Source organism: Leucobacter sp. WKLB1, assembly GCF_059696215.1.
This window is the reverse complement of sequence record NZ_AP046115.1, coordinates 1,111,913-1,131,708: the sequence shown is the minus strand read 5'-3', so window position 1 is coordinate 1,131,708 and position 19,796 is coordinate 1,111,913. Positions and strand designations below refer to the sequence as shown.

The following is a 19,796-nucleotide window of genomic DNA, read 5'->3' as shown; positions in this document are numbered from 1 at the left end:
CCGAGCCGCGCACTGCGCGATCCGGGGCCTGCGAGGAACGGAAGACCGTTACTTCTGGTTCTTCTGACGCGATGCCGAGCGGGCGCGGAGGTTCGCGGCGAGCTCGACCTTGCGAATGCGCACGACCTCGGGGGTGACCTCGACGCACTCGTCCTCGCGGGCGAACTCGAGGCACTCTTCGAGCGTGAGCTTGCGCGGGGGCGTCATCGACTCGAAGGAGTCAGCCGATGCCGAACGCATGTTCGTCAGCTTCTTCTCCTTGGTGATGTTCACGTCCATGTCTTCGGAGCGCGAGTTCTCGCCGATGACCATGCCCTCGTAGACCTCTTCGGTCGGAGCGACGAAAAAGCTCATGCGCTCCTGCAGGTTGATCATCGCGAACGGCGTGACGACACCCGAGCGGTCGGAGACGATCGAACCGTTGTTGCGAGTCGTGATGACGCCCGCCCACTCGTCGTAACCGTGCGAGATCGCGTTCGCGATGCCGGTGCCGCGGGTGATGGTCATGAACTCCGAACGGAAGCCGATGAGGCCGCGCGACGGCACGATGAACTCCATGCGCACCCAGCCGGTGCCGTTGTTCACCATGTTCTCCATGCGGCCCTTGCGCGCCGCAAGCAGCTGCGTGATCGCACCGAGGTGCTCCTCGGGGGTATCGATGGTGAGGTGCTCGTACGGCTCGTGCTTCTTGCCGTCGACCTCCTTGGTGACCACCTGGGGCTTGCCGACGGTGAGCTCGAAACCCTCGCGGCGCATGTTCTCGACGAGGATGGCAAGAGCCAGCTCGCCGCGGCCCTGCACCTCCCACGCGTCGGGACGGCCCACGTCGAGCACGCGCAGCGACACGTTACCGATGAGCTCGCGGTCGAGACGGTCCTTGATCATGCGGGCGGTGAGCTTGTGGCCCTTCACCTTGCCGACGAGCGGCGAGGTGTTCGCACCGATGGTCATCGAGATTGCGGGATCATCAACCGTGATGGTCGGCAGCGGCCGCACATCTTCGGCGTCGGCGATCGTCTCACCGATGGTGATGTTCTCGATGCCGGCGATGGCGACAATGTCGCCGGGGCCCGCCTTCTCGGCCGGGTAGCGGGTGAGCGCCTTAGTGAGCATGAGCTCGGTGACGCGCACGTTCTGCACGGTGCCGTCATGCTGCACCCAGGCGACGGTCTCGCCCTTCTTGATCCAGCCGTGGTGCACGCGCAGCAGCGCGATACGGCCGAGGAACGGCGACGAGTCGAGGTTCGTCACGTGCGCCTGCAGCGGGAAGTCGGTGTCGTACGTCGGCGCGGGCACGCGCTCGAGGATGGTCTGGAAGAGGGGCTCCAGATCCGGGTTGTTCGGCAGCTCGCCGTCGACGGGGCGATCGTGCGATGCAGCGCCGGCGCGACCCGAGAGGTACACGGTCGGCACATTGAGTACGGCGTCGACGTCGATGTCGGGGTGATCCTCCGACAGATCCGAGGCGAGGCCGAGCAGCAGATCCTGCGCCTCCCCCTCGACCTCTTCGATGCGCGAATCGGGGCGGTCGGTCTTGTTGACCGCGAGAATCACGGGGAGCTTCGACTCGAGCGCCTTGCGCAGCACGAAGCGGGTCTGGGGCAGCGGGCCCTCAGAAGCGTCGACGAGCAGCACGACGCCGTCGACCATCGACAGTGCGCGCTCGACCTCGCCGCCGAAGTCGGCGTGACCCGGCGTATCGACCACGTTGATGACGATGGGGGTGCCGTTGGCGTGCGCACCCTCGTAGGTGATGGCCGTGTTCTTGGCCAGAATGGTGATGCCCTTTTCGCGCTCGAGGTCATTCGAGTCCATGACTCGATCGTCGACGTCGGCGTGCGCATCGAAGGAGTTGGTCTGACGCAGCATGGCATCGACGAGCGTGGTCTTGCCGTGGTCGACGTGTGCGACGATGGCAACGTTGCGGAGGTCTTCGCGAGTGGCGAGAGCCATAAAGGTGGAGTCCTAACGAGACGAGGTTGTGTCGGCACGGCGGGATGCCGGCCACGGAGCGGGTTCGCCCCGCGGTGGCACCGAAAAACGCCGACGCACTATTTTAGCGGATCAACCGGCGTGTTCACGCCGAATCGCGCACGGGGTGGGAGGAGCGCTCCTAAACCCCGCGCGCGACGGCGGTGCGCGCCCCTCCTCAGCCGGCGCGCAGCGCCCGCGAGGCCTCTCGTCGCTTCGCCTGCTCGGCCGGATCCGGTACCGGAATCGCGGCGAGCAGTTCGCGGGTGTACGCGTTGGTGGGGCTGCCCAGCACCTGCGCGGTGCTGCCCTGCTCCATGATGCGTCCCTGCTGCAGCACGATGATGCGGTCGGACACCGCATCGATGACCGCGAGGTCGTGGCTGATGAACAGCGATGCGAACCCCAGCTCCGCCTGCAGCTGCACGAAGAGTTCGAGCACCGTCGCCTGCACCGAGACGTCGAGTGCGCTCGTCGGCTCGTCGGCGATGAGCAGCTTCGGGTCGAGCGCGAGCGCACGCGCCAGTGAGGCGCGCTGGCGCTGGCCGCCCGACAGCTCGTGCGGAAAGCGGTCACCGAACACCGCAGGCAGACGCACCGCATCGAGCAGCTCATTCACCCGCCCGCGGGCCGCCGCCGGGCTGCTCGCGCGGCCGTGCACGATGAGGGGCTCGGCGATGCACTCCGCGATCGACAGCAGCGGGTTGAAGCTGGTCGCCGGGTCCTGGAACACGAAGCCGATGTCGGGCCTCAGCGGGGCGAGCGAGCGCGGCTTCGCGTCGCGCATCTCGTGCCCGAGCACGCGCAGCGACCCGTCGACGACCTTGGTCAGGCCCACGACGGCACGGCCGATCGTGGTTTTGCCCGAGCCCGACTCGCCCACGAGCCCCACGACCTCGCCCGGAGCGACTGAGAAGTCGACCCCGTGCACCGCGACGGTCGCGCCGCGGCCGAAGCGCGACGGGTACCCGATCTGCGCGCCCTCGGCGACGATGACGTGGTCGGTCGTATCCCGCGGCGCATCGGCGTCGACGACGTCGGCTCCGACACGGGGCTGCGTGCGCGACTTGCCATGGCCGACGTGCGGCACCGCGGCCAGCAGATCGCGGGTGTATTGCTCGCGCGGCGACGCGAACAGTTCGGCGACCGGCGCCTCCTCGACGATGTCGCCCTGGTACATGACCACCACGCGATCGGCGAGGTCGGCGACGACACCCATGTTGTGGGTGATGAGCACGATCGTCGCCCCGAACTCGTCGCGGCAGACGCGCAGCAGGTCGAGGATCTCGGCCTGCACCGTCACGTCGAGTGCGGTCGTCGGCTCGTCGGCGACGATGAGCCCCGCATTCAGCACCAGGGCCATCGCAATGACGATGCGCTGCTTTTGACCGCCCGAGAACTGGTGCGGATACTCGTCGACGCGGCGTTCGGGGTCGGGGATGCCGACGCGCCGCAGAATGTCGATCGCCTCGGCCCGCGCCTCTTTCTTGCCGATCTGGCGGTGCGCACGGAGGCCCTCGGCGATCTGCCACCCGACGGGGTACACCGGGTTCAGCGCCGTCGACGGCTCCTGGAACACCATCGCCGCATCGTCGCCGCGCATCGCGCGCAGCTCCGCGTGACTCGCGCGCACGACGTCGATCTCGGCACCGCTGCGTGAGCGCACAATCAGCGCCCCCTCAAGCGTCGCCGTCTCGGGGAGCAGGCCGAGCAGCGCGTTCGCGGTCACGGTCTTGCCCGATCCCGATTCGCCCACGATCGCGAGCACTTCGCCCGCGTTCGCAGCGATCGAAATGCCCTTCACGGCCTCGACCGGAGCGCCATCCGTGGCGAACGTGACCCGCAGGTCGGTGATTTCTGCGATGCGGTTCATCGTGCCACCCGCTTCAGTCGGCGCCGCTGTCGGAGGCGCGGATCGGATAGATCGTTGAGGCTCTCACCGACGAGTGTGATGCCGAGCACCACGAGCACGATGGCGAGGCCTGGGAAGACACTCGTCCACCAGATGCCGCTCGTCACGTCGGCGACTGAACGGTTGAGGTCATACCCCCACTCGGCCGCCGAGGTGGCCTCGATGCCGAAGCCGAGGAACCCGAGACCCGCGAGGGTCAGCAGCGCCTCCGACGCGTTGAGCGTGACGACAACCGGCAGCGAGCGCACCGAGTTGCGCAGCACGTGGCGCACGAGAATGCGCCCGGTCGGCACGCCGATGACCCGTGCGGCCTCGACGAACGGCTCGGAGCGCACCCGCACCACTTCGGCGCGAATCACGCGGAAGTACTGCGGCACGAACACCACCGTGATCGAAATCGCGGTCGCCGCGATGCCGCCGAACAGCGTCGACTGGCCCCGGCTGATCACGATCGACATCACGATCGCGAGCAGCAGCGACGGGAAGGCGTAGATCGCGTCGGAGAGCACGACGAGCAGGCGATCGAGCCAGCCTCCGAAGTAGCCGGAGACGAGGCCGAGCGCGATACCGATGAAAATCGAGCACAGGATCGCGGCGGCAATGACGAAGAGCGCCGTCTGGGCACCCCAGATGACTCGAGACAGCACGTCGAAGCCGGACACCGTGGTGCCGAGCAGGTTCGTCGCATTCGGGGCTTGCTGAGTACCGAAGGCGACGCCGTCGACCGATTGCTGCGCCCAGCCGTAGGGCGCGATCAGCGGCGCCAGCAGCGCAAGCAGCACGAAGACCGCCGTGAGCGCGAGCCCCGTGATCAGCATGCCGCGCTGCAGCCCGACGCTCTGCCGAAGGTGTGAGACGACGGGGAGACGTTCGCGCAGGCGCCGCCTCGGCACCGGCACCGACAGCGCCTCGGTCGTGAGGGTCGGAAGATCTCGCATGGACATGATCAGTACCTCACCCTCGGGTCGACGGCCGCGGCGACGAGGTCCACGATGAAGTTCGTGACCGCAACGATGACGGCGATCATCACGACGATGCCCTGCACCGCGACGAAGTCACGGGCCTTCAGATACTCGGCGAGCATGAAGCCGAGCCCCTTCCACTCGAACGTCGTCTCGGTCAGCACGGCACCGGCGAGCAGCATCGCGACCTGCATGCCCATGACGGTGATGATCGGAATGAGCGCGGGTCGGAACGCGTGCTTGGTGAGTAGACGGCACTCGCTCACGCCGCGCGACCGGCCGCTGGTGACGTACTGCTGCCCGAAGGTGCCGATCACGTTCGTGCGGATGAGTCGCAGGAAGACCCCGGCCGTCAGCAGACCAAGCGCGATGGCGGGCAGAATCGCGTGCTGCAGCACATCACCAATGAGTGCCGGATCGCCCAAACGAATCGCATCGAGCAGATAGATGCCCGTCGGCGAATCGACCCCGCCCATGACGAGCTCGGTTCGGGTGCCCGCGCGCCCGGCCACGGGCAGCACCCCGAGCCACACCGAGAAGACGAGTTTCAAAAGCAGCCCGACGAAGAAGATCGGGGTTGCATAGGCCAGAATCGCCATGATGCGCAGCACCGCGTCTTGCCAGCGGTCGCGGCGGTAGGCAGCGATGAGGCCGAGCGGAATGCTGATCACGAACGCGACGATGAGCGCGTAGAAGGCGAGCTCGAGCGTGGCCGAGCCGTACTGCAGCAAAATCTCGATCACGGGGCGGTGGTCGGTGATCGTGGTGCCGAAATCACCGCGGAAGATTCCCCCCAAGTAGTCGAGGTACTGCACGATCAGCGGCCGGTCGTACCCGGCCTCGTGCACGCGGGCCGCGAGCTGGTCGGCGGGCAGCCGGCCGCCGAGCGCGGCCGTGATCGGGTCGCCGGTGAGGCGCATGAGAAAGAAGACGACGGTGACGAGAATGAACACCGTCGGGATGATGAGGAGGAGCCGGATGAGCACGTAGCGCCCGAGCCCTCCCCCGGTCGGAGCGCGTCGCGCCGCGACGACAGATGCGGGAGCAGTCATGAGTGAAGCCTGTTCGCGTCGATCACGGCAACGGGCCCCGACCCGAGGGTGGAGCCCGCTGCCCTGACGATCGCTACTTGGTGATGGGGGCGTACCGGAACTTGAACGACGCGTCGAGGGTGGTGCCCTCGACCGAGGTGCCCGTGTAGGCCACCTGCTTGCCTTGGAGCAGCGGCAACGTCGACAGATCGTTCGCGACGAGCTCCTGGATCTTGCCCAGATCGTCAAGACGCTTCGCCTGGTCGGTCTCGGTCTGCTGCTCGACGATCAGGTCGTTGACCTCGGGGTTGTCGTAATGGTTGCCGAGGAAGTTCTCCTTGAGGAAGAACGGCGACAGGTAGTTGTCGGCGTCCGAGTAATCGGGGAACCAGCCGAGCTGGTACGCCGGGTACACGTCTGCGGTGCGGTCCTTGCTGTACTGCACCCACTCCGTCTGCTGCAGGTTGACCGCGAAGAGGCCGTCCTGCTCCAGCTGCGATTTCACCTGCGCGTACTCGTCACCCGATGACGGGCCGTAGTGATCGCCGTTGTACTGCAGGCTGAGCTGCACCGGCGTCTCGACACCCGCATCGGCGAGCGTCTTCTTCGCCTTCTCGACGTCGGGGCCTCCGTCGCCGTCGCCGTAGAGCTCCTTCAGCGGCTCGGTCGCACCTGGCAGGCCCTCGGGCACGAACGAGTACAGCGGGCTGTAGGTGTCCTTGTAGACGTCCTTCGCGATCGCCGCGCGATCGACGAGGTCGGCAGCGGCCTGGCGCACGGCCTGGGCCTTCGTCGGGTCGGCGTCGGCCGTGGTCGCGCCGTACGGCATCGTGTTGAAGTTGAAGACGATGTAGCGGGTCTCGCCGCCGGGGCCCTCGACGAGCTTCACCTTGTCGTTCTTCGCGAGTTCGTCGTTGTCGGTGGCCGACAGCGAACGGAAGGCCACGTCGATCGCGCCTCCCGCGATGTCGAGCTTCAAGTTCGACGCGTCGGCGTAGTACTTCACGTTCACGCCGTCGTTTTCGGCTGCACCGAGATTGCCCTGATAGCCGTCGTAGGGCGCGTAGGCGATGAGCTCGTTGAGCTTGTACGAGGTGATCTCGTACTGGCCGGCGAACGCTTTGCCCTTCACGATGTCGTCGTCGCTCGTGACCGAGTCGGCTGAGAACACGTCCTCGTCGACGATCGGGGCTGCGGGGCTCGAGAGAATCAGCGGCCACACCTGGTCGTCACCGTTCTTCAGCGTGAACACCACGGTCGTGTCATCGGGCGCCTCGACCTTGTCGAGGTTGCCGAGCAGCGATGCGGGGCCATTCGGGTCGTTGATCGCGACCTGGCGGTCGAACGAGAACTTGACGTCGCTCGAAGTGAGGTCGTTGCCGTTGGCGAACTTCAGCCCCGACTTGAGCTTCACCGTGTATTCGGTGGGCGAGGTGAACTCAGCCGATTCGGCGATATCGGGAGTGACCTCAGCGGTGCCGTACACACTGTTGAGCAGGAACGGGTAGACCTGGTTCATGACAGCGAACGAGCCGTTGTCGTAGGAGCCCGCCGGGTCGAGCGAGGTGACCTTATCGGTCGTACCGACGGTGATCTCGCCACCGCCCCCGCCGCCGTCTCCACCGGAACCGCCGCTTGTGCTGCTCGTCGCGCAGCCGGTGAACAGCAGTGCTGCGCCCATCAGAGCGGCCGCAGACATCATCGTCTTCTTCAATGCTTTCCCTCTCACTCACCGGACAGTGCGCATCACGTCGGTGTGGATGCTCCCGGTTTCGTACTCCGCAGCCTAGTGACGCGTCATCACGAAGCAGTAACGGAACGGTAAATCTGTCTGGCAGGTCGTGCTGGACCCCTCAATACCCTGTCTTGAGGGGTCCACAAGGCGCGGCCGTTACCCGATGCGCGTTCCGGCCCGCCACACGGCGTCGACAAGCGGCATTCCCGGCCGGTACGCGAGGTGCGTCACCGAGGGCGCGGCGAGCATCTGCAGGTCGGCACGCGCGCCGGGTCGCACGATGCCGACGGCACCCTGAGCCACGCCGGCAGGGTCGCGCCACCCATCACGCTCCATTCCCAGCGCCAGCGCACCGCCGAGTGTCGCCGCCCGCACGGCCTCCTGGATCGTCAGACGCATCTGCAGCACCGCGGTCGCGACGCAGAACACCATCGAGCTCGTATACGACGTCCCGGGATTCGCATTCGAGGCGATCGCGACCACCGCACCGGCATCGAGCAGTTCACGCGCGGGAGCCAGCGGCATGCGCGTCGAAAGGTCGCAGGCGGGCAGCACCGTCGCGACCGTGCCGCGCCGACCGGCGCCACCGCGCCAGTCGCTCCACGTCCCGGCCAGGGCCGCGACATCGCCCTCGCTCAGAAAGCCGAGGTGATCGACGCTCAGCGATCCCGCACCGACTGCGACGCGCACCCCCGGGCCGTGTCCCAGCTGATTGCCATGCACGCGCGTCGCGAGGCCGGCTCGGCCGGCGGCCTCGAGTACGCGACGACTCCCCGTTTCATCGAAGGCGCCCGTCTCGCAGAATACGTCGACGGCGCTCACGTGCGGGGCCACGGCATCGAGCATCGGCCCCGTTACGAGATCGAGGTACGATTCGGGGTCGGACCCGGCGGGAACCACGTGCGCCCCCAGGAACGTGACCGCGTCGACGTGGCGCCCGGCGATCTGCGCCGAGCGCACCTCGTCGGCGACGGTCAGGCCGTATCCGGTCTTCGTCTCCATGGTCGTCGTGCCGCCCCGCCGCGCCTCCGCGACGAGCCGTTCGAGATTCGCTTCGAGCTCGGCGTCCGACGCCGCACGCGTTGCCGATACCGTCACGTTGATACCGCCGGCCGCGTACGACTCCCCTGCCATGCGGGCCTCGAATTCGGCGGTCCGGTCACCGGCGAACACGAGGTGCGTGTGCGAGTCCACCCACCCCGGCAATACCGCGCGACCAGCGGCGTCGAGGCGCTCGTCGGCTGACGGCGCCTGCGACGACGGCCCGACCCACGCGACGCGATCCTGCTCGATCACCACCGCCGCATCGCGCATGCGACCGCCGTGGGCATCGTCGTTCGTCGTGAGTTCGCCGATGTTGTCGATGAGCAGGCTGCGCGTCGCGTGAGTCATCGGATCACCAGGCCGTGTCGGTGTTACGGATCACGGGTGCCACCGGAACACGGACCCCGCGCTCCTGCGCCACATCCACCGCGCGCTGATAGCCGGCGTCGACATGACGGATCACGCCCATGCCCGGGTCGTTCGTGAGCAGACGCTGCAGCTTCTCGGCTGCTAGCGGGGTACCGTCGGCAACCGATACCTGCCCCGAGTGCTGCGAGCGGCCGATGCCGACCCCGCCGCCGTGATGCAGCGACACCCACGTCGCACCCGACGACGCCGCGGTCAGCGCGTTCAGCAACGGCCAGTCGGAGATCGCGTCAGAGCCGTCAGCCATCGCCTCGGTCTCACGGTACGGCGACGCCACCGACCCCGAGTCGAGGTGGTCACGACCGATGACGATCGGGGCCGACAGCTTGCCCTCAGCGACCAGCTCATTGAAGCGCACCGCCGCGCGAGCGCGCTCACCGTACCCGAGCCAGCAGATGCGCGCCGGCAGACCCTCGAACTCGACCCGCTCGGCCGCAGCATCGAGCCAGTTGTGCAGGTGCGTGTTCTCAGGGAACAGCTCCTTGAGTGCCGCATCGGTGACGCGGATGTCTTCGGAATCGCCCGACAGTGCAGCCCAGCGGAACGGCCCGAGCCCCTCGCAGAACAGCGGACGGATGTAGGCCGGCACGAATCCCGGGAACTCGAACGCACGGTCGTAGCCGCCCTTGCGAGCCTCATCGCGGATGGAATTGCCGTAATCGAAGACCTCGGCGCCCGCATCCTGGAACTCGACCATGGCCCGCACGTGCTGGGCCATCGCCGCCTGGGCGTCCGTCGTGAACTGCTCCGGGTCGGCCTCGGCGCGCGCGAGCCGCTCCTCGACGCGGTAGCCGATCGGCAGATACGAGAGCGGATCGTGCGCCGACGTCTGGTCAGTCACGAGATCGATCACGACCTCACCGGCCCGATGCCGGCGCAGAATCTCCGGGAACACCTCGGCGGCATTGCCGACCAGCCCCACCGACCAGCCGCGCTGCTCCACCTTCGCCTGCTGCACCTTCGCCAGCGCCTCATCGAGATCATCGACCACTTCGTCGAGGTAGCGCTTGCCAACCCGGCGCTCCAGGCGGGTGCGGTCAACGTCGACGATGAGGCACGCACCGTCGTTCAGGGTCACGGCGAGCGGCTGCGCGCCGCCCATGCCGCCGCAGCCGCCCGTCAGCGTGATCGTGCCCGCGAGCGGCCCCTTGCCCGCAGCCGCAGCGATCCGCCCCTGCCCCTGCAGCTTGCGCCCGGCCGCCGCGAAGGTCTCGTACGTGCCCTGCAAAATGCCCTGGGTACCGATGTAGATCCACGACCCCGCGGTCATCTGGCCATACATCATGAGGCCCTCGGCTTCGAGCTTGCGGAACTCTGGCCACGTCGCCCAATCGCCCACGAGGTTCGAGTTGGCGATCAGCACGCGGGGCGCCCAGACGCTGGTGCGGAAGACGCCGACCGGCTTGCCCGACTGCACGAGCAGGGTCTCGTCTTCTTCGAGATCGCGCAGCGTGTCTACGATGGCATCGAACGCCTCCCAGCTGCGCGCCGCACGACCGGTGCCGCCGTAGACGACCAGATCATCGGGGCGCTCCGCGACCTCGGGATCGAGATTGTTCATGAGCATGCGCAGCGGAGCCTCCGTCTGCCAGCTCTTCGCCGAGAGTTCGGTGCCGCGGGGCGATCGGACGGGGCGTGCGCCGGGAAGTGCCATCATTGGACCTTTCGTGTGCAGTCTGCGGGGAAATCCGCGTGCCTCTATCCCATCGTGACCGAGAGGCTCCGACAACGCAGCGACGCCCCCGACTGTCCGGAATGCCGGACAGTCGGGGGCGTCTGTGTGCGTGGGTGCTACGCCTCGAGACCGAGCTCGATATGCGCGCCCGGGATGGCCGCGAGCAGGTTCTTCGTGTACTCCTCGCGAGGGTTTTCGAAGACCTCATCGGTGGTGGCCTGCTCCACGATGCGCCCCTGCTGCATCACGCAGACGCGATCCGCGATGAGGCGCACGACCGCGAGATCGTGCGTGATGAACAGGTATGTCAGCCCGAGGTCGCGCTGCAGTTCGGCGAGCAGATCGAGAATCTGCGCCTGCACCAGCACGTCGAGCGCCGAGACGGCTTCATCGAGCACGAGGATGTCGGGCTTGAGCGCCAGACCACGAGCCACGGCGACGCGCTGTCGCTGACCACCCGAGAGCTCGTTCGGGTACCGCGTCGCCAGCTCGCGCGGCAGCGCGACCTGATCGAGCAGCTCCAGCACGCGCGCCTTGCGACTCGCCGCATCGCCCACGTTGTGAATCTTGAGCGGCTCCATGATCGTGTTGCCGATGTTGTGCAGCGGATCGAGCGACCCGTACGGATCCTGGAACACGGGCTGCAGCGTGCGTCGCAGGCCGAAGAGCTCGCGCGACGACATGCCCCGGGTCTCCTTGCCCGCGATCTTCACCGAGCCCGACGACGGCTGCTCGAGCTGCAGCACCATCTTCGCGATCGTGGACTTGCCCGAGCCGGATTCGCCCACCAGCGCCATGGTCTCGCCGCGGTTGACCGTAAAGGTCGCCCCCGAGACGGCGTGGAAGTCTTCCGACCCGAAGTTGCCCTTGCGCAGCTTGTACACCTTGCCGAGATCACTGATCTCGATCATGGGTTCGCCGTGCTTGACCGTCGGTTTCGACTCCTCCGCGAGTGCGGCGAGGTCGAACGTCGCGGTCGGCGCCGTCGGGAGCGTCGCATCATCGCCGATACGGCGGGATGCGAGGCTCGGAGCCGCCGACACGAGACGCTTCGTGTACGGGTGCTGCGGGCGTTCGAGAATTTCGCGGCTCGGCCCCGACTCGACGATGTTGCCCTGATACATGACGATGAGCTTCTCCGCACGCTCGGCCGCGAGGCCCAGATCGTGCGTGATGAAGACCACGGCCGTGCCGAGCTCGTTCGTCAGCTTCTGCAGGTGGTCGAGCACGACCCGCTGCACGGTCACGTCGAGCGCCGAGGTCGGCTCATCGGCGATCAGCAGCTGCGGGTTCGCCGCAAGTCCGATGCCGATCAGCGCGCGCTGCTTCATACCGCCCGAGAACTGGTGGGGGTACTGCTTCATGCGCTGCTCGGCGTTCTGCAGACCGGCCTGCTCGAGCACCTCGACGGCGCGCGCGCGAACTTCCTTCTTGCCCGAGGCGAGTCCGTTGGCACGGATCGCCTCTTCGACCTGGAAGCCGATCGACCACACCGGGTTCAGGTTCGACATCGGATCCTGCGGCACGAGACCGATCTCGCGACCGCGAATCGATTCCATATCGCGACGGCCGATGCCGACCAGCTCGCGGCCCTGCCAAGTGACGGAACCGCCCGAGACCTGACCGGTGCCCGGAAGCAGATTGATGACGGCGTGCATCGTCGTCGACTTGCCCGAACCGGATTCGCCGACGATTGCGACGGTCTCGCCCGGGTAGACATCGAACCCGATGCCGTGGAGCACCTCGCGGCGCTCCTTTTTCGAGCCGAACTCGACTTTCAGGTCGCGGACGCTCAGGAGTGGCTGCTGGTCGCTCATCGCTGGGCCCTCGCCTTCGGATCGAGCGCATCGCGAACGACCTCGCCCAGCAGCACGAAGCCGAGCACGGTAGTCGCGAGCGCGAGTGACGGCCAGAGCAGGAGCTGCGGATCATTCCGCAGATCTCGCTGTGCCGCGGAGATATCGTTGCCCCAGCTGATGTACTCGGCCGGCGGCAGACCGACGCCCAAGAACGACAGAACGGCCTCCGCGACGATCGCTGCGGAGAGCGACAGCGTCGTGACGACGAGCAGCGGAGCAATCGAGTTCGGCAACACGTGACGAATCAGCGTCTTGAACTTCGAGAGCCCGAGCGCCGTCGACGCCATCACGAAGTCGGCATTGCGCACTCGCAGAATCTCCGAGCGAAGAATACGCGCGGACACTGGCCACGAGAAGCCGCCGATCGCGAACGCGATCACCAGCGGGTTGCGATACTCCTGGAACACGGTCATCACGATGACCGCCGCAAGGATGTAGGGAATCGAGAAGAAGATGTCGCCGAGACGCGACAGCACCGTGTCGACCCAGCCCCCGAAGAAGCCTGCCAGCGAGCCGGCGACGATGCCGACCACGAACGTGATCAGCACCACAAGGATGCCGACGGACACCGAGGTGGAGGTGCCGTAGATGATGCGGGCGAACACATCTTGACCCTGTGCAGTGAAGCCGAGCAGATGCCCGGCGGTCGGGCCCTCCTTCGACATCGCGAGATCGGCGGTTCGAGGGTCCACCTGCGTGAACCACTGCGGGAACAGTGCGACGGCGAGCACGACGACGATGATAACGGCGGAGATCCAGAACATCGGGCGGCCGCGCATATCGCGCCAGGCATCGAGCCACAGGTTCGATTTCTTCTCGTCGATCTTCACCGCATCGACGGCGGCGACCGGCGTCTCTTCGAACGGAGCGACGAAATGCTCCACGTTCGGCTTCTTCGGATCAGGCATAACGAATCCTCGGGTCGAGTACGGCGTACATCAGGTCGACGACCAGATTGACGCCGAGGTAGATGAGCACCATGAACGTGACGAAGGAGACGACCAGCGGGTTGTCACCCTTCAGGATCGCACCGAAGAGTGCGTTGCCGACACCGGGCACGTTGAAGATGCCCTCGGTGACGGTGGCGCCCACCATGAGCACACCGAAGTCGGTGGCCGTGTTGGTGATGGTCGGAATCAGCGAGTTGCGCAGCACGTGCACCGGAATGACGCGCCCGCGGCTCAGGCCCTTGGCGTACGCGGTGCGTACGAAGTCTTGGTTCATGGTGTCGATCACCGAGGCTCGCGTGAGTCGCATGCTCGTCGCATAGAGCGAGAAGCCCAGCACGATCGCGGGAAGCAGCAGATCTTGCACCGGTGCCCCGGTGCCGACGGTCGTGCGGAACCAGCCGAGCTTGATGCCGAGGCCCCACTGCGCGATAAAGGCGATCACGAAGATCGGCACGCTCATGAAGAGCAGACCGATGATCAGGTTGACGTTGTCGAACAGCTTGCCCTTGCGCAGACCCGAGATGAGGCCGACGGTGATCGCGATCGCGAGCTCGATGACGATGGCCATCGCTGCAAGCTTGATCGTCACCGGGAAGGTGCGCTCCAAAATGCTGGAGACCGACTGGCCCGACAGGCTGGTACCGAAGTCGCCGATCAGCACGCCCTTGAGATAGAGCAGATACTGCACGATGAAGGGCTGATCGAGGTTGTACTGCTCGCGGAGACGCTCGACCACCGCGGGGTCGGGCGTCTTGTCGCCGAACATGGCGAGGATGGGGTCGCCGGGCATGGCGAAGACCATGAAGTAGATGAGGAAGGTCGTACCCAGCAGCACTGGGATGACCTGGAGCAGTCGGAAGAGGACATATCTCAGCATGTGCCGTTCCTCCGAATCTGATTGTTGAACATGTCGCGTATTCTCTCGCAGTTGTGTTGCGATGCAAACTCAGGGAACGTCGATGTTTCCGGTTTACAGGTCTGGGTCCGGGCGGCGCGCGGGTAGCGCTCCGCCCAGCGCGGAGGCCCCGGGCAGTGCGCCCGGGGCCTCCGACTTCGGGGTGGTTAGTTCTTGGTGATCTCGTAGTAGAGCGGCACCGAGTTCCAACCGAACTCGACGTTCTGAACGTTCTCGCCGTAGCCGCCGTTCACGTTCGAGTACCAGAGCGGGAACGCCGGCAGGTCTTCGAGGAGGATCTCCTGAGCCTGCTGGTACTTCTCGTTCGCCGAGGCGATGTCGGTGTCGACCGAGCCCTCCTGCAGCAGCTTGTCGAACTCGGGGTTCGAGTAGTCACCGTCGTTCGAGGAGGCGTTCGTTGCGTACAACGGCCCGAGGAAGTTGAACAGACCCGGGTAGTCCGCCTGCCAACCGGTGCGGAAGGCGGTCTGGATCGTGCGGTTCGTCACCTCTTCGCGCAGCACGTCGAACTTCGGGTAGGCCTTGCCTGCCGCGTCGATGCCGAGCGTCGATGCGATGCTGTTCGTCGTCGCGTCGACCCAGGCCTGGTGGCCGCCGTCCGAGTTGTAGGCGATTTCGAAGGTGCCCGACCACGGCGAGATCGCGTCGGCTTCAGCCCACAGCTTCTTCGCCTCATCGGGGTTGTAGGCCAGCACGTCTGCGCCCTTGAGCGAGTCGCTCCAGCCGTCGATGACGGGCGACGTGAAGTCGCTTGCCGGCGTACGGGTGCCCTCGAAGATCTTGTCCGTGATCTGCTCGCGGTTGATCGACATCGAGATGGCCTGGCGGCGCAGCTTGCCCTCATCGCCCGAGAAGTGCTCGAGGCGCTCCGGGATGGTGAAGGACTGGAAAATCGCTGCCGGCTGGTTGACCGAGCGGCCGTCGAGGTCAGACTCGAAGTTGGCGAGCTGGGTCTCGGGGATCTGGTCGACGACGTCGACGTTGCCACCGAGGAGGTCGGAGTACGACGCATCCTGCGTGGCGTAGAACTTGATGGTCACGCCACCGTTCTGCGGTACGCGGGGTCCGTTGTAGTCCTCGTTCACGACGAGCTCGATCTGCTCGTCGTGCTGCCACGCGTCATCGCCGGCCAGCTTGTAGGGCCCGTTGACGACGGGGTTCTCGCCCTGTGCGTCCATGTCGTCGAACGCTGAGTCGGGAAGCGGGTAGAACGCCGAGTAGCCCAAGCGCAGCGGGAAGTCCGATGCGGCCTTGTTGAGCTTCACCGTGAAGGTGGTGTCATCGACGACCTTGAGGCCCGAGAGTTCAGCGACGTTCTCTTCGTAGCTGAAGCCCTCGATGTCCTCGAAGAAGTAGCTGTTGAGCTGCGTGTTCTCGGCATTGGCGCCGTAGTTCCACGCCTTGACGAAGTTCTCCGCCTTGACCGGCGTACCATCGGTGAAGGTCGCGTCGTCGCGAATCTTGATGGTGTAGTTCGTCGCGTCATCGCTTTCGATGGACTCGGCGATGTCGTTGTGCGCAGCGCCCTCTGCGTCGTAGTAGACCAGGCCAGCGAAGATCAGGTCGAGGATCTTGCCACCGCCGACCTCGTTGGTGTTGGTGGCGATCAACGGGTTCTGCGGCTCCGAGCCGTTCGTCGTGATGATGGCCGAGCTGTCTGCTTCGCCGCCGCCGCCGCTTCCGCCGCTCGACGAGCAGCCGGACAGCGCCAGGGCGCCTGCGGCGGCCAGGGCGATGAGCCCGTAACCGATCCGTGATCGCTTCACTGGTTTCCTCCTTGAAAGTGTCTGCCGAATGGCCGCGAATGTCTCCATTCCCGGACGCCCAACAGAATCGATGGTCGTTGACAGCCTAGCGACCTGTCAGACCGGATGCGCACAAATCGACAGAGCGTAACGCCTTCGTAACCGATTTCTGTAGAAGTTCGCTTACCGATTTCCATTCGAAAGTCTTCGAACTGTGCGCTCCCAACATTCGTCGCGCGACCTCGCAGTACGCTGTGGCCATGCCAGCTTCTGCATCTCGCACCCGGTTGCGCTGGGAGATCGCCATTGTGCTCGCTCTCTCGTTCGGTGCGTCCGCGGTCTACGCGATTGTCTCCATCACCGAGCGGCTCACCCGAGACACGGCACTGTCTACGCAGACGGCGACGATCAATCGATCGCTGTCGGATCGCCCGGTCTTCGATCTCGTCTACCAGTTGCTGCAGTTCGCGTTCGGGCTCGCCCCGATCGCGCTCGTCGTGTTCCTGCTGTGGTCGTATCGCACCCCGCACCTGTCACGCCTCGGGTTCGGACGCGTTCCCGGCGATGCCCGAGGGTGGTGGGCGCGGGAGGTGGGCGGCGGGTTCGGTCTGGCGGCACTCATCGGGATTCCGGGGATCGCGTTCTACCTCTTCGCGAAGCAGATCGGCATCAACGCGACCGTCGTTCCCACCGCACTCGACGCCGCGTGGTGGACCGTTCCGGTGCTCGTGCTGCAAGCGCTCCGCGCCGCACTCGGCGAAGAACTCATCGTCGTCGCCTACCTCTTCGATCGACTGCGGCGATTGGGGTGGGGCCCCTGGGCGACGATCATCGCCAGCGCACTACTCCGCGGCAGCTATCACCTCTACCAGGGCTTCGGCGGCTTCATCGGCAACGTCGTCATGGGGGTGGTCTTCGGCTGGGCTTACCAGCGCTGGGGTCGATCACTCCCACTGATCGTCGCCCACTGGATTCTCGATATCGTCAGTTTCGCGGGATATCCGCTCGCCGTGCTGCTCGCGCCGGGCCTGTTCGCCGCGCCAGCAGGAGGCTGACGCGACGACTGCGGCGCTACTCGGTGACCTTAATGGTCTTCACGAAAGCGTCGGTCAGCCCCCAGATCTCGTCATAAACTTCGGGTGCCGCAGCGCACTTCTCGGCCGGCTTCATCAGCGTGAACGTGCCATCGGCTCCGCGGGTAGCGCCCCACTGCGTGCGCATCGCGGCGCACGACTCTGGCAGTGACGCGATAAGGGGGCTTTCAAGCAGCTGCAGGTTCTCGCCCTCGATGTAGTACTGGGTGCGGCCGAACTTCTGACTCAGATCTGAAGTTGCGCTCCACTGCGTGATCAGGAGTTGAGATGTCGGCCCGACCTCGACATCGGGAACCGCGTTCGGGTCATCCGCGTCGTCGCCGTCGGCGTCGGCCTGCGCATCGGCCGAATCGTCATCGTCTGTCGCAGACGGAGTCGGGGTGGCGCTCGGCGTCGGCGACGGTGAACTGCTCGGCTTCGGGGATTCGGAGGCCTCCCCTCCGCGCGCGATATTGACGAGCACGATGCAGACGACGATCGCGACAATGGCGACAACACCGACGACAATCCAGGGCAGCGCTCGCGGAGCTTCACCGCTCTGCGCGCGCGCGGTGCGTGGTTCAGTGGACAATTGCGCCGTGCGCACGCGTTCCGCCTGCTCGTACGAGAGGCGCTGGCGCGCGGGAACCGGCTGCGGCTCCGTCGGCGGCTCTGCAGAGTCCGCCGGGCCGAAGAGTTCCTCGAATGGGTCTTTACTCACGCCGACAGCCTAACCACGTCCGACGGAAAGATCGGTGTCAACCCGCGGCGGGCCGCTCCCGCATCGCTGCCGCGAGCGCTGCGATGTGATCGACGTCGGTGCCGCAGCAGCCGCCAAACACGTGTGCCGACGGGGCGGAGTTGCGGAGTGCGAACTCGGCTGCGGCGAAGTCTGCTGCGGAATCGGCGGAGTCAGTTCCCGAGCGAGCGGCATTCAACCGAAAGCCGATCAATCGATCGAGTTCCGGCGCACCGTGCGCGCGCTCGAGCGCTCGTGCGGCCTCCGCGGGGTGCGCGCAATTCACCAGGAAGCCGACGGCACCGCCCTCGGTCGCCGCGTCGACCGCGGCGATTGCCGCATCGAGCGCGCTTCCGTCGGCGAGCAACCCCTCGGCGTCGACAATGAATGACACCGCACCCGGCACACGCGCCGCGAGTGCGGCACGCACGACCCCAATACCTTCCGCCGCATCGAGAGTGGTCACCGAGGTCACACGGTCGGCTCCGGCCTCCGCGAGTGCGCGCACCTGTGGAGCGTGATACTCCTCCGACTCTCCGGCCGTCATGCGCTGCGCAGCCTCGAATTCATCGGTTCGCGGCCCGACACAGCCGTTGACAAGGATTTCGGGTGACCCGAGCGGCGATTCCTCGTCGAGTTCACGTACAAACGCGACAGCGTCCGCATTGATCCGCGCGAGCGCATCAGCGCCGTAGCCGAGCCGTTCACCCCAGTCGGCGTTCGCGCGCCAGGTCGGAGTATCGAGCACGAGTGGCAAGGCGTGCCGCCTCGCCACTGCGATGAAGGGCGCGTAGTACTCGGTGAGGGCGATCCTGCCCGCCGCCGTATCGAGCAACTCGAACGCCGCGAACTCTCGGAGGTGCTGACCGAGACGATCGGTGAGCGCGGTCTCGATACCACCATCGGCGATGGACATGGTCATGGTGTCTCCTTGGTGCTCGGCGGCGCAGTGCGGATTTCACGACGAATCAGCTCGCTGCGTTCGCGGAATGCGGAGACGCGAGCCTCATGGCGACCCATGATGCCGGCGTCGCGCAGCGCGATGGTCCCGGGATCCTCACGGTCAAGACCGGCTTTCCAGCGCTCCGAGATCAGCGCCATGCGCGCATCGACGGCATCGAGCAGCTCGGGGACGTCGACACCTCCGTAGGCCTCGGCCGCAATGCCGAGTCGGCGTGCCGCGTCATGCGGCGGAATCTCGCGCAGTAGCGGGACCCCAGACCAGCACAGAAAAGCGAGGTCGTCGATCGGTCGACCCGGGCCAGCTCGATCCCAATCGATCATGCCTGCGAATGCGCCGCCGATCACCACCCAGTTGTAGAGCCCCGGATCGTTGTGGCAGATGACCTGATCGTCGCGCAGCGGCTGCAGCCCCTGACGCCACTCGAGCGCCCCCGGCCTGAAGCCTTGCACCGCGTCGTGGTAGCGCCGCAACCACGCCGCAGCTGCGGCGAGCGCGTCGTCGGACACGGATTCGCGTTCGGGGTCGAGCGTGTCGCCTGGCAAATAGTCGAGCACTTCGCGCCCGTTCGCATCCAACCCGTGCACACGAGGCACGCCGTCGAGGCCCTCAGCACTCAAGTATTCGAGAAGCGCATGCACCGCCGGGGTCCACGGGCCGGTCGGCCGGTGCACCCGAGTCTCTTGCCCGGGCTCTGATACGCGCCACACGCCGCCTGACCCTCCCGGCAGATGCTCGCTCACCATACCCGCGACGCTACCGGGTTTCGTCGATGCGCGCGCGGGCGCACGCCGTTG

15 protein-coding genes are annotated in these 19,796 nt (G+C 66.2%); 1 reads left to right on the top strand and 14 read right to left on the bottom strand.

The genetic code is table 11. The annotated features are described in order from the left end of the window. Positions 1-48 precede the first annotated feature (48 nt). The 11 genes from typA to ACZF5Y_RS05160 form a co-directional block, all read right to left on the bottom strand. Positions 49-1,953, bottom strand: coding sequence for a translational GTPase TypA (typA, locus tag ACZF5Y_RS05210; RefSeq protein ID WP_497534765.1), 1,905 nt, complete (start codon positions 1,951-1,953; stop codon positions 49-51). Between the two features lie 196 nt (positions 1,954-2,149). After that, a complete protein-coding gene (locus tag ACZF5Y_RS05205; protein WP_497534764.1) occupies positions 2,150-3,844 on the bottom strand; it encodes a dipeptide ABC transporter ATP-binding protein in 1,695 nt (564 codons plus the stop codon). After that, complete coding sequence (locus tag ACZF5Y_RS05200) at positions 3,841-4,827, bottom strand: ABC transporter permease (protein WP_497534763.1); 987 nt, start codon at positions 4,825-4,827, stop codon at positions 3,841-3,843. Before ACZF5Y_RS05200 ends, ACZF5Y_RS05205 begins: the two co-directional genes overlap by 4 nt. Before the next feature lie 2 nt (positions 4,828-4,829). Beyond that, positions 4,830-5,897: an ABC transporter permease gene (locus tag ACZF5Y_RS05195; protein ID WP_497534762.1), complete on the bottom strand. Its 1,068-nt coding sequence runs from the start codon at positions 5,895-5,897 to the stop codon at positions 4,830-4,832. A 73-nt stretch (positions 5,898-5,970) separates the two neighbouring features. Then, entirely contained in the window at positions 5,971-7,575 is a 1,605-nt protein-coding gene (locus tag ACZF5Y_RS05190) for an ABC transporter substrate-binding protein (protein ID WP_497534761.1), read from the bottom strand. Positions 7,576-7,767: 192 nt separating this feature from the next. Continuing rightward, a complete protein-coding gene (gene hutI, locus ACZF5Y_RS05185) occupies positions 7,768-9,003 on the bottom strand; it encodes an imidazolonepropionase (RefSeq protein ID WP_497534760.1) in 1,236 nt (411 codons plus the stop codon). A 4-nt stretch (positions 9,004-9,007) separates the two neighbouring features. Continuing rightward, positions 9,008-10,735, bottom strand: a complete 1,728-nt coding sequence (hutU, locus tag ACZF5Y_RS05180; protein ID WP_497534759.1) for a urocanate hydratase — start codon at positions 10,733-10,735, stop codon at positions 9,008-9,010. Positions 10,736-10,872: 137 nt separating this feature from the next. Next, entirely contained in the window at positions 10,873-12,573 is a 1,701-nt protein-coding gene (locus ACZF5Y_RS05175; protein WP_497534758.1) for a dipeptide ABC transporter ATP-binding protein, read from the bottom strand. Next, positions 12,570-13,523 carry an ABC transporter permease gene (locus ACZF5Y_RS05170; RefSeq protein ID WP_497534757.1) on the bottom strand — a complete coding sequence of 318 codons (954 nt, stop codon included), beginning with the start codon at positions 13,521-13,523 and terminating at the stop codon, positions 12,570-12,572. Before ACZF5Y_RS05170 ends, ACZF5Y_RS05175 begins: the two co-directional genes overlap by 4 nt. After that, positions 13,516-14,442, bottom strand: a complete 927-nt coding sequence (locus tag ACZF5Y_RS05165) for an ABC transporter permease (RefSeq protein WP_053351869.1) — start codon at positions 14,440-14,442, stop codon at positions 13,516-13,518. Before ACZF5Y_RS05165 ends, ACZF5Y_RS05170 begins: the two co-directional genes overlap by 8 nt. Positions 14,443-14,627: 185 nt before the next feature. Next, positions 14,628-16,247, bottom strand: coding sequence for a peptide ABC transporter substrate-binding protein (locus ACZF5Y_RS05160; protein WP_497534756.1), 1,620 nt, complete (start codon positions 16,245-16,247; stop codon positions 14,628-14,630). A gap of 239 nt (positions 16,248-16,486) precedes the next feature. On the opposite strand from ACZF5Y_RS05160, the gene ACZF5Y_RS05155 reads away from it, so the two are divergent. Continuing rightward, positions 16,487-17,281 (top strand): CPBP family intramembrane glutamic endopeptidase, encoded by a 795-nt coding sequence (locus ACZF5Y_RS05155; RefSeq protein WP_497534755.1) that lies wholly within the window; start codon positions 16,487-16,489, stop codon positions 17,279-17,281. 16 nt (positions 17,282-17,297) lie between these two features. Here the strand turns inward: ACZF5Y_RS05155 and ACZF5Y_RS05150 are convergent, their stop codons facing one another. The 3 genes from ACZF5Y_RS05150 to ACZF5Y_RS05140 are packed head-to-tail and all read right to left on the bottom strand — an operon-like array spanning position 17,298 to position 19,745. After that, a complete protein-coding gene (locus ACZF5Y_RS05150) occupies positions 17,298-18,020 on the bottom strand; it encodes a hypothetical protein (RefSeq protein ID WP_497534754.1) in 723 nt (240 codons plus the stop codon). A 37-nt stretch (positions 18,021-18,057) separates the two neighbouring features. Beyond that, positions 18,058-18,960 (bottom strand): homocysteine S-methyltransferase family protein, encoded by a 903-nt coding sequence (locus ACZF5Y_RS05145; protein WP_497534753.1) that lies wholly within the window; start codon positions 18,958-18,960, stop codon positions 18,058-18,060. Next, positions 18,957-19,745, bottom strand: a complete 789-nt coding sequence (locus tag ACZF5Y_RS05140; RefSeq protein ID WP_497534752.1) for a phosphotransferase — start codon at positions 19,743-19,745, stop codon at positions 18,957-18,959. The genes ACZF5Y_RS05145 and ACZF5Y_RS05140 overlap by 4 nt, the downstream gene beginning before the upstream one ends. Positions 19,746-19,796: the final 51 nt, after the last annotated feature.

Excerpts from the sequence above, each read along its gene's own strand:
- typA (WP_497534765.1), bottom strand. The coding sequence starts at position 1,953 with ATGGCTCTCGCCACTCGCGAAGACCTCCGCAACGTTGCCATCGTCGCA.
- ACZF5Y_RS05205 (WP_497534764.1), bottom strand. The coding sequence starts at position 3,844 with ATGAACCGCATCGCAGAAATCACCGACCTGCGGGTCACGTTCGCCACG.
- ACZF5Y_RS05200 (WP_497534763.1), bottom strand. The coding sequence starts at position 4,827 with ATGTCCATGCGAGATCTTCCGACCCTCACGACCGAGGCGCTGTCGGTG.
- ACZF5Y_RS05195 (WP_497534762.1), bottom strand. The coding sequence starts at position 5,897 with ATGACTGCTCCCGCATCTGTCGTCGCGGCGCGACGCGCTCCGACCGGG.
- ACZF5Y_RS05190 (WP_497534761.1), bottom strand. The coding sequence starts at position 7,575 with ATGTCTGCGGCCGCTCTGATGGGCGCAGCACTGCTGTTCACCGGCTGC.
- hutI (WP_497534760.1), bottom strand. The coding sequence starts at position 9,003 with ATGACTCACGCGACGCGCAGCCTGCTCATCGACAACATCGGCGAACTC.
- hutU (WP_497534759.1), bottom strand. The coding sequence starts at position 10,735 with ATGGCACTTCCCGGCGCACGCCCCGTCCGATCGCCCCGCGGCACCGAA.
- ACZF5Y_RS05175 (WP_497534758.1), bottom strand. The coding sequence starts at position 12,573 with ATGAGCGACCAGCAGCCACTCCTGAGCGTCCGCGACCTGAAAGTCGAG.
- ACZF5Y_RS05170 (WP_497534757.1), bottom strand. The coding sequence starts at position 13,523 with ATGCCTGATCCGAAGAAGCCGAACGTGGAGCATTTCGTCGCTCCGTTC.
- ACZF5Y_RS05165 (WP_053351869.1), bottom strand. The coding sequence starts at position 14,442 with ATGCTGAGATATGTCCTCTTCCGACTGCTCCAGGTCATCCCAGTGCTG.
- ACZF5Y_RS05155 (WP_497534755.1), top strand. The coding sequence starts at position 16,487 with ATGCCAGCTTCTGCATCTCGCACCCGGTTGCGCTGGGAGATCGCCATT.
- ACZF5Y_RS05145 (WP_497534753.1), bottom strand. The coding sequence starts at position 18,960 with ATGACCATGTCCATCGCCGATGGTGGTATCGAGACCGCGCTCACCGAT.
- ACZF5Y_RS05140 (WP_497534752.1), bottom strand. The coding sequence starts at position 19,745 with ATGGTGAGCGAGCATCTGCCGGGAGGGTCAGGCGGCGTGTGGCGCGTA.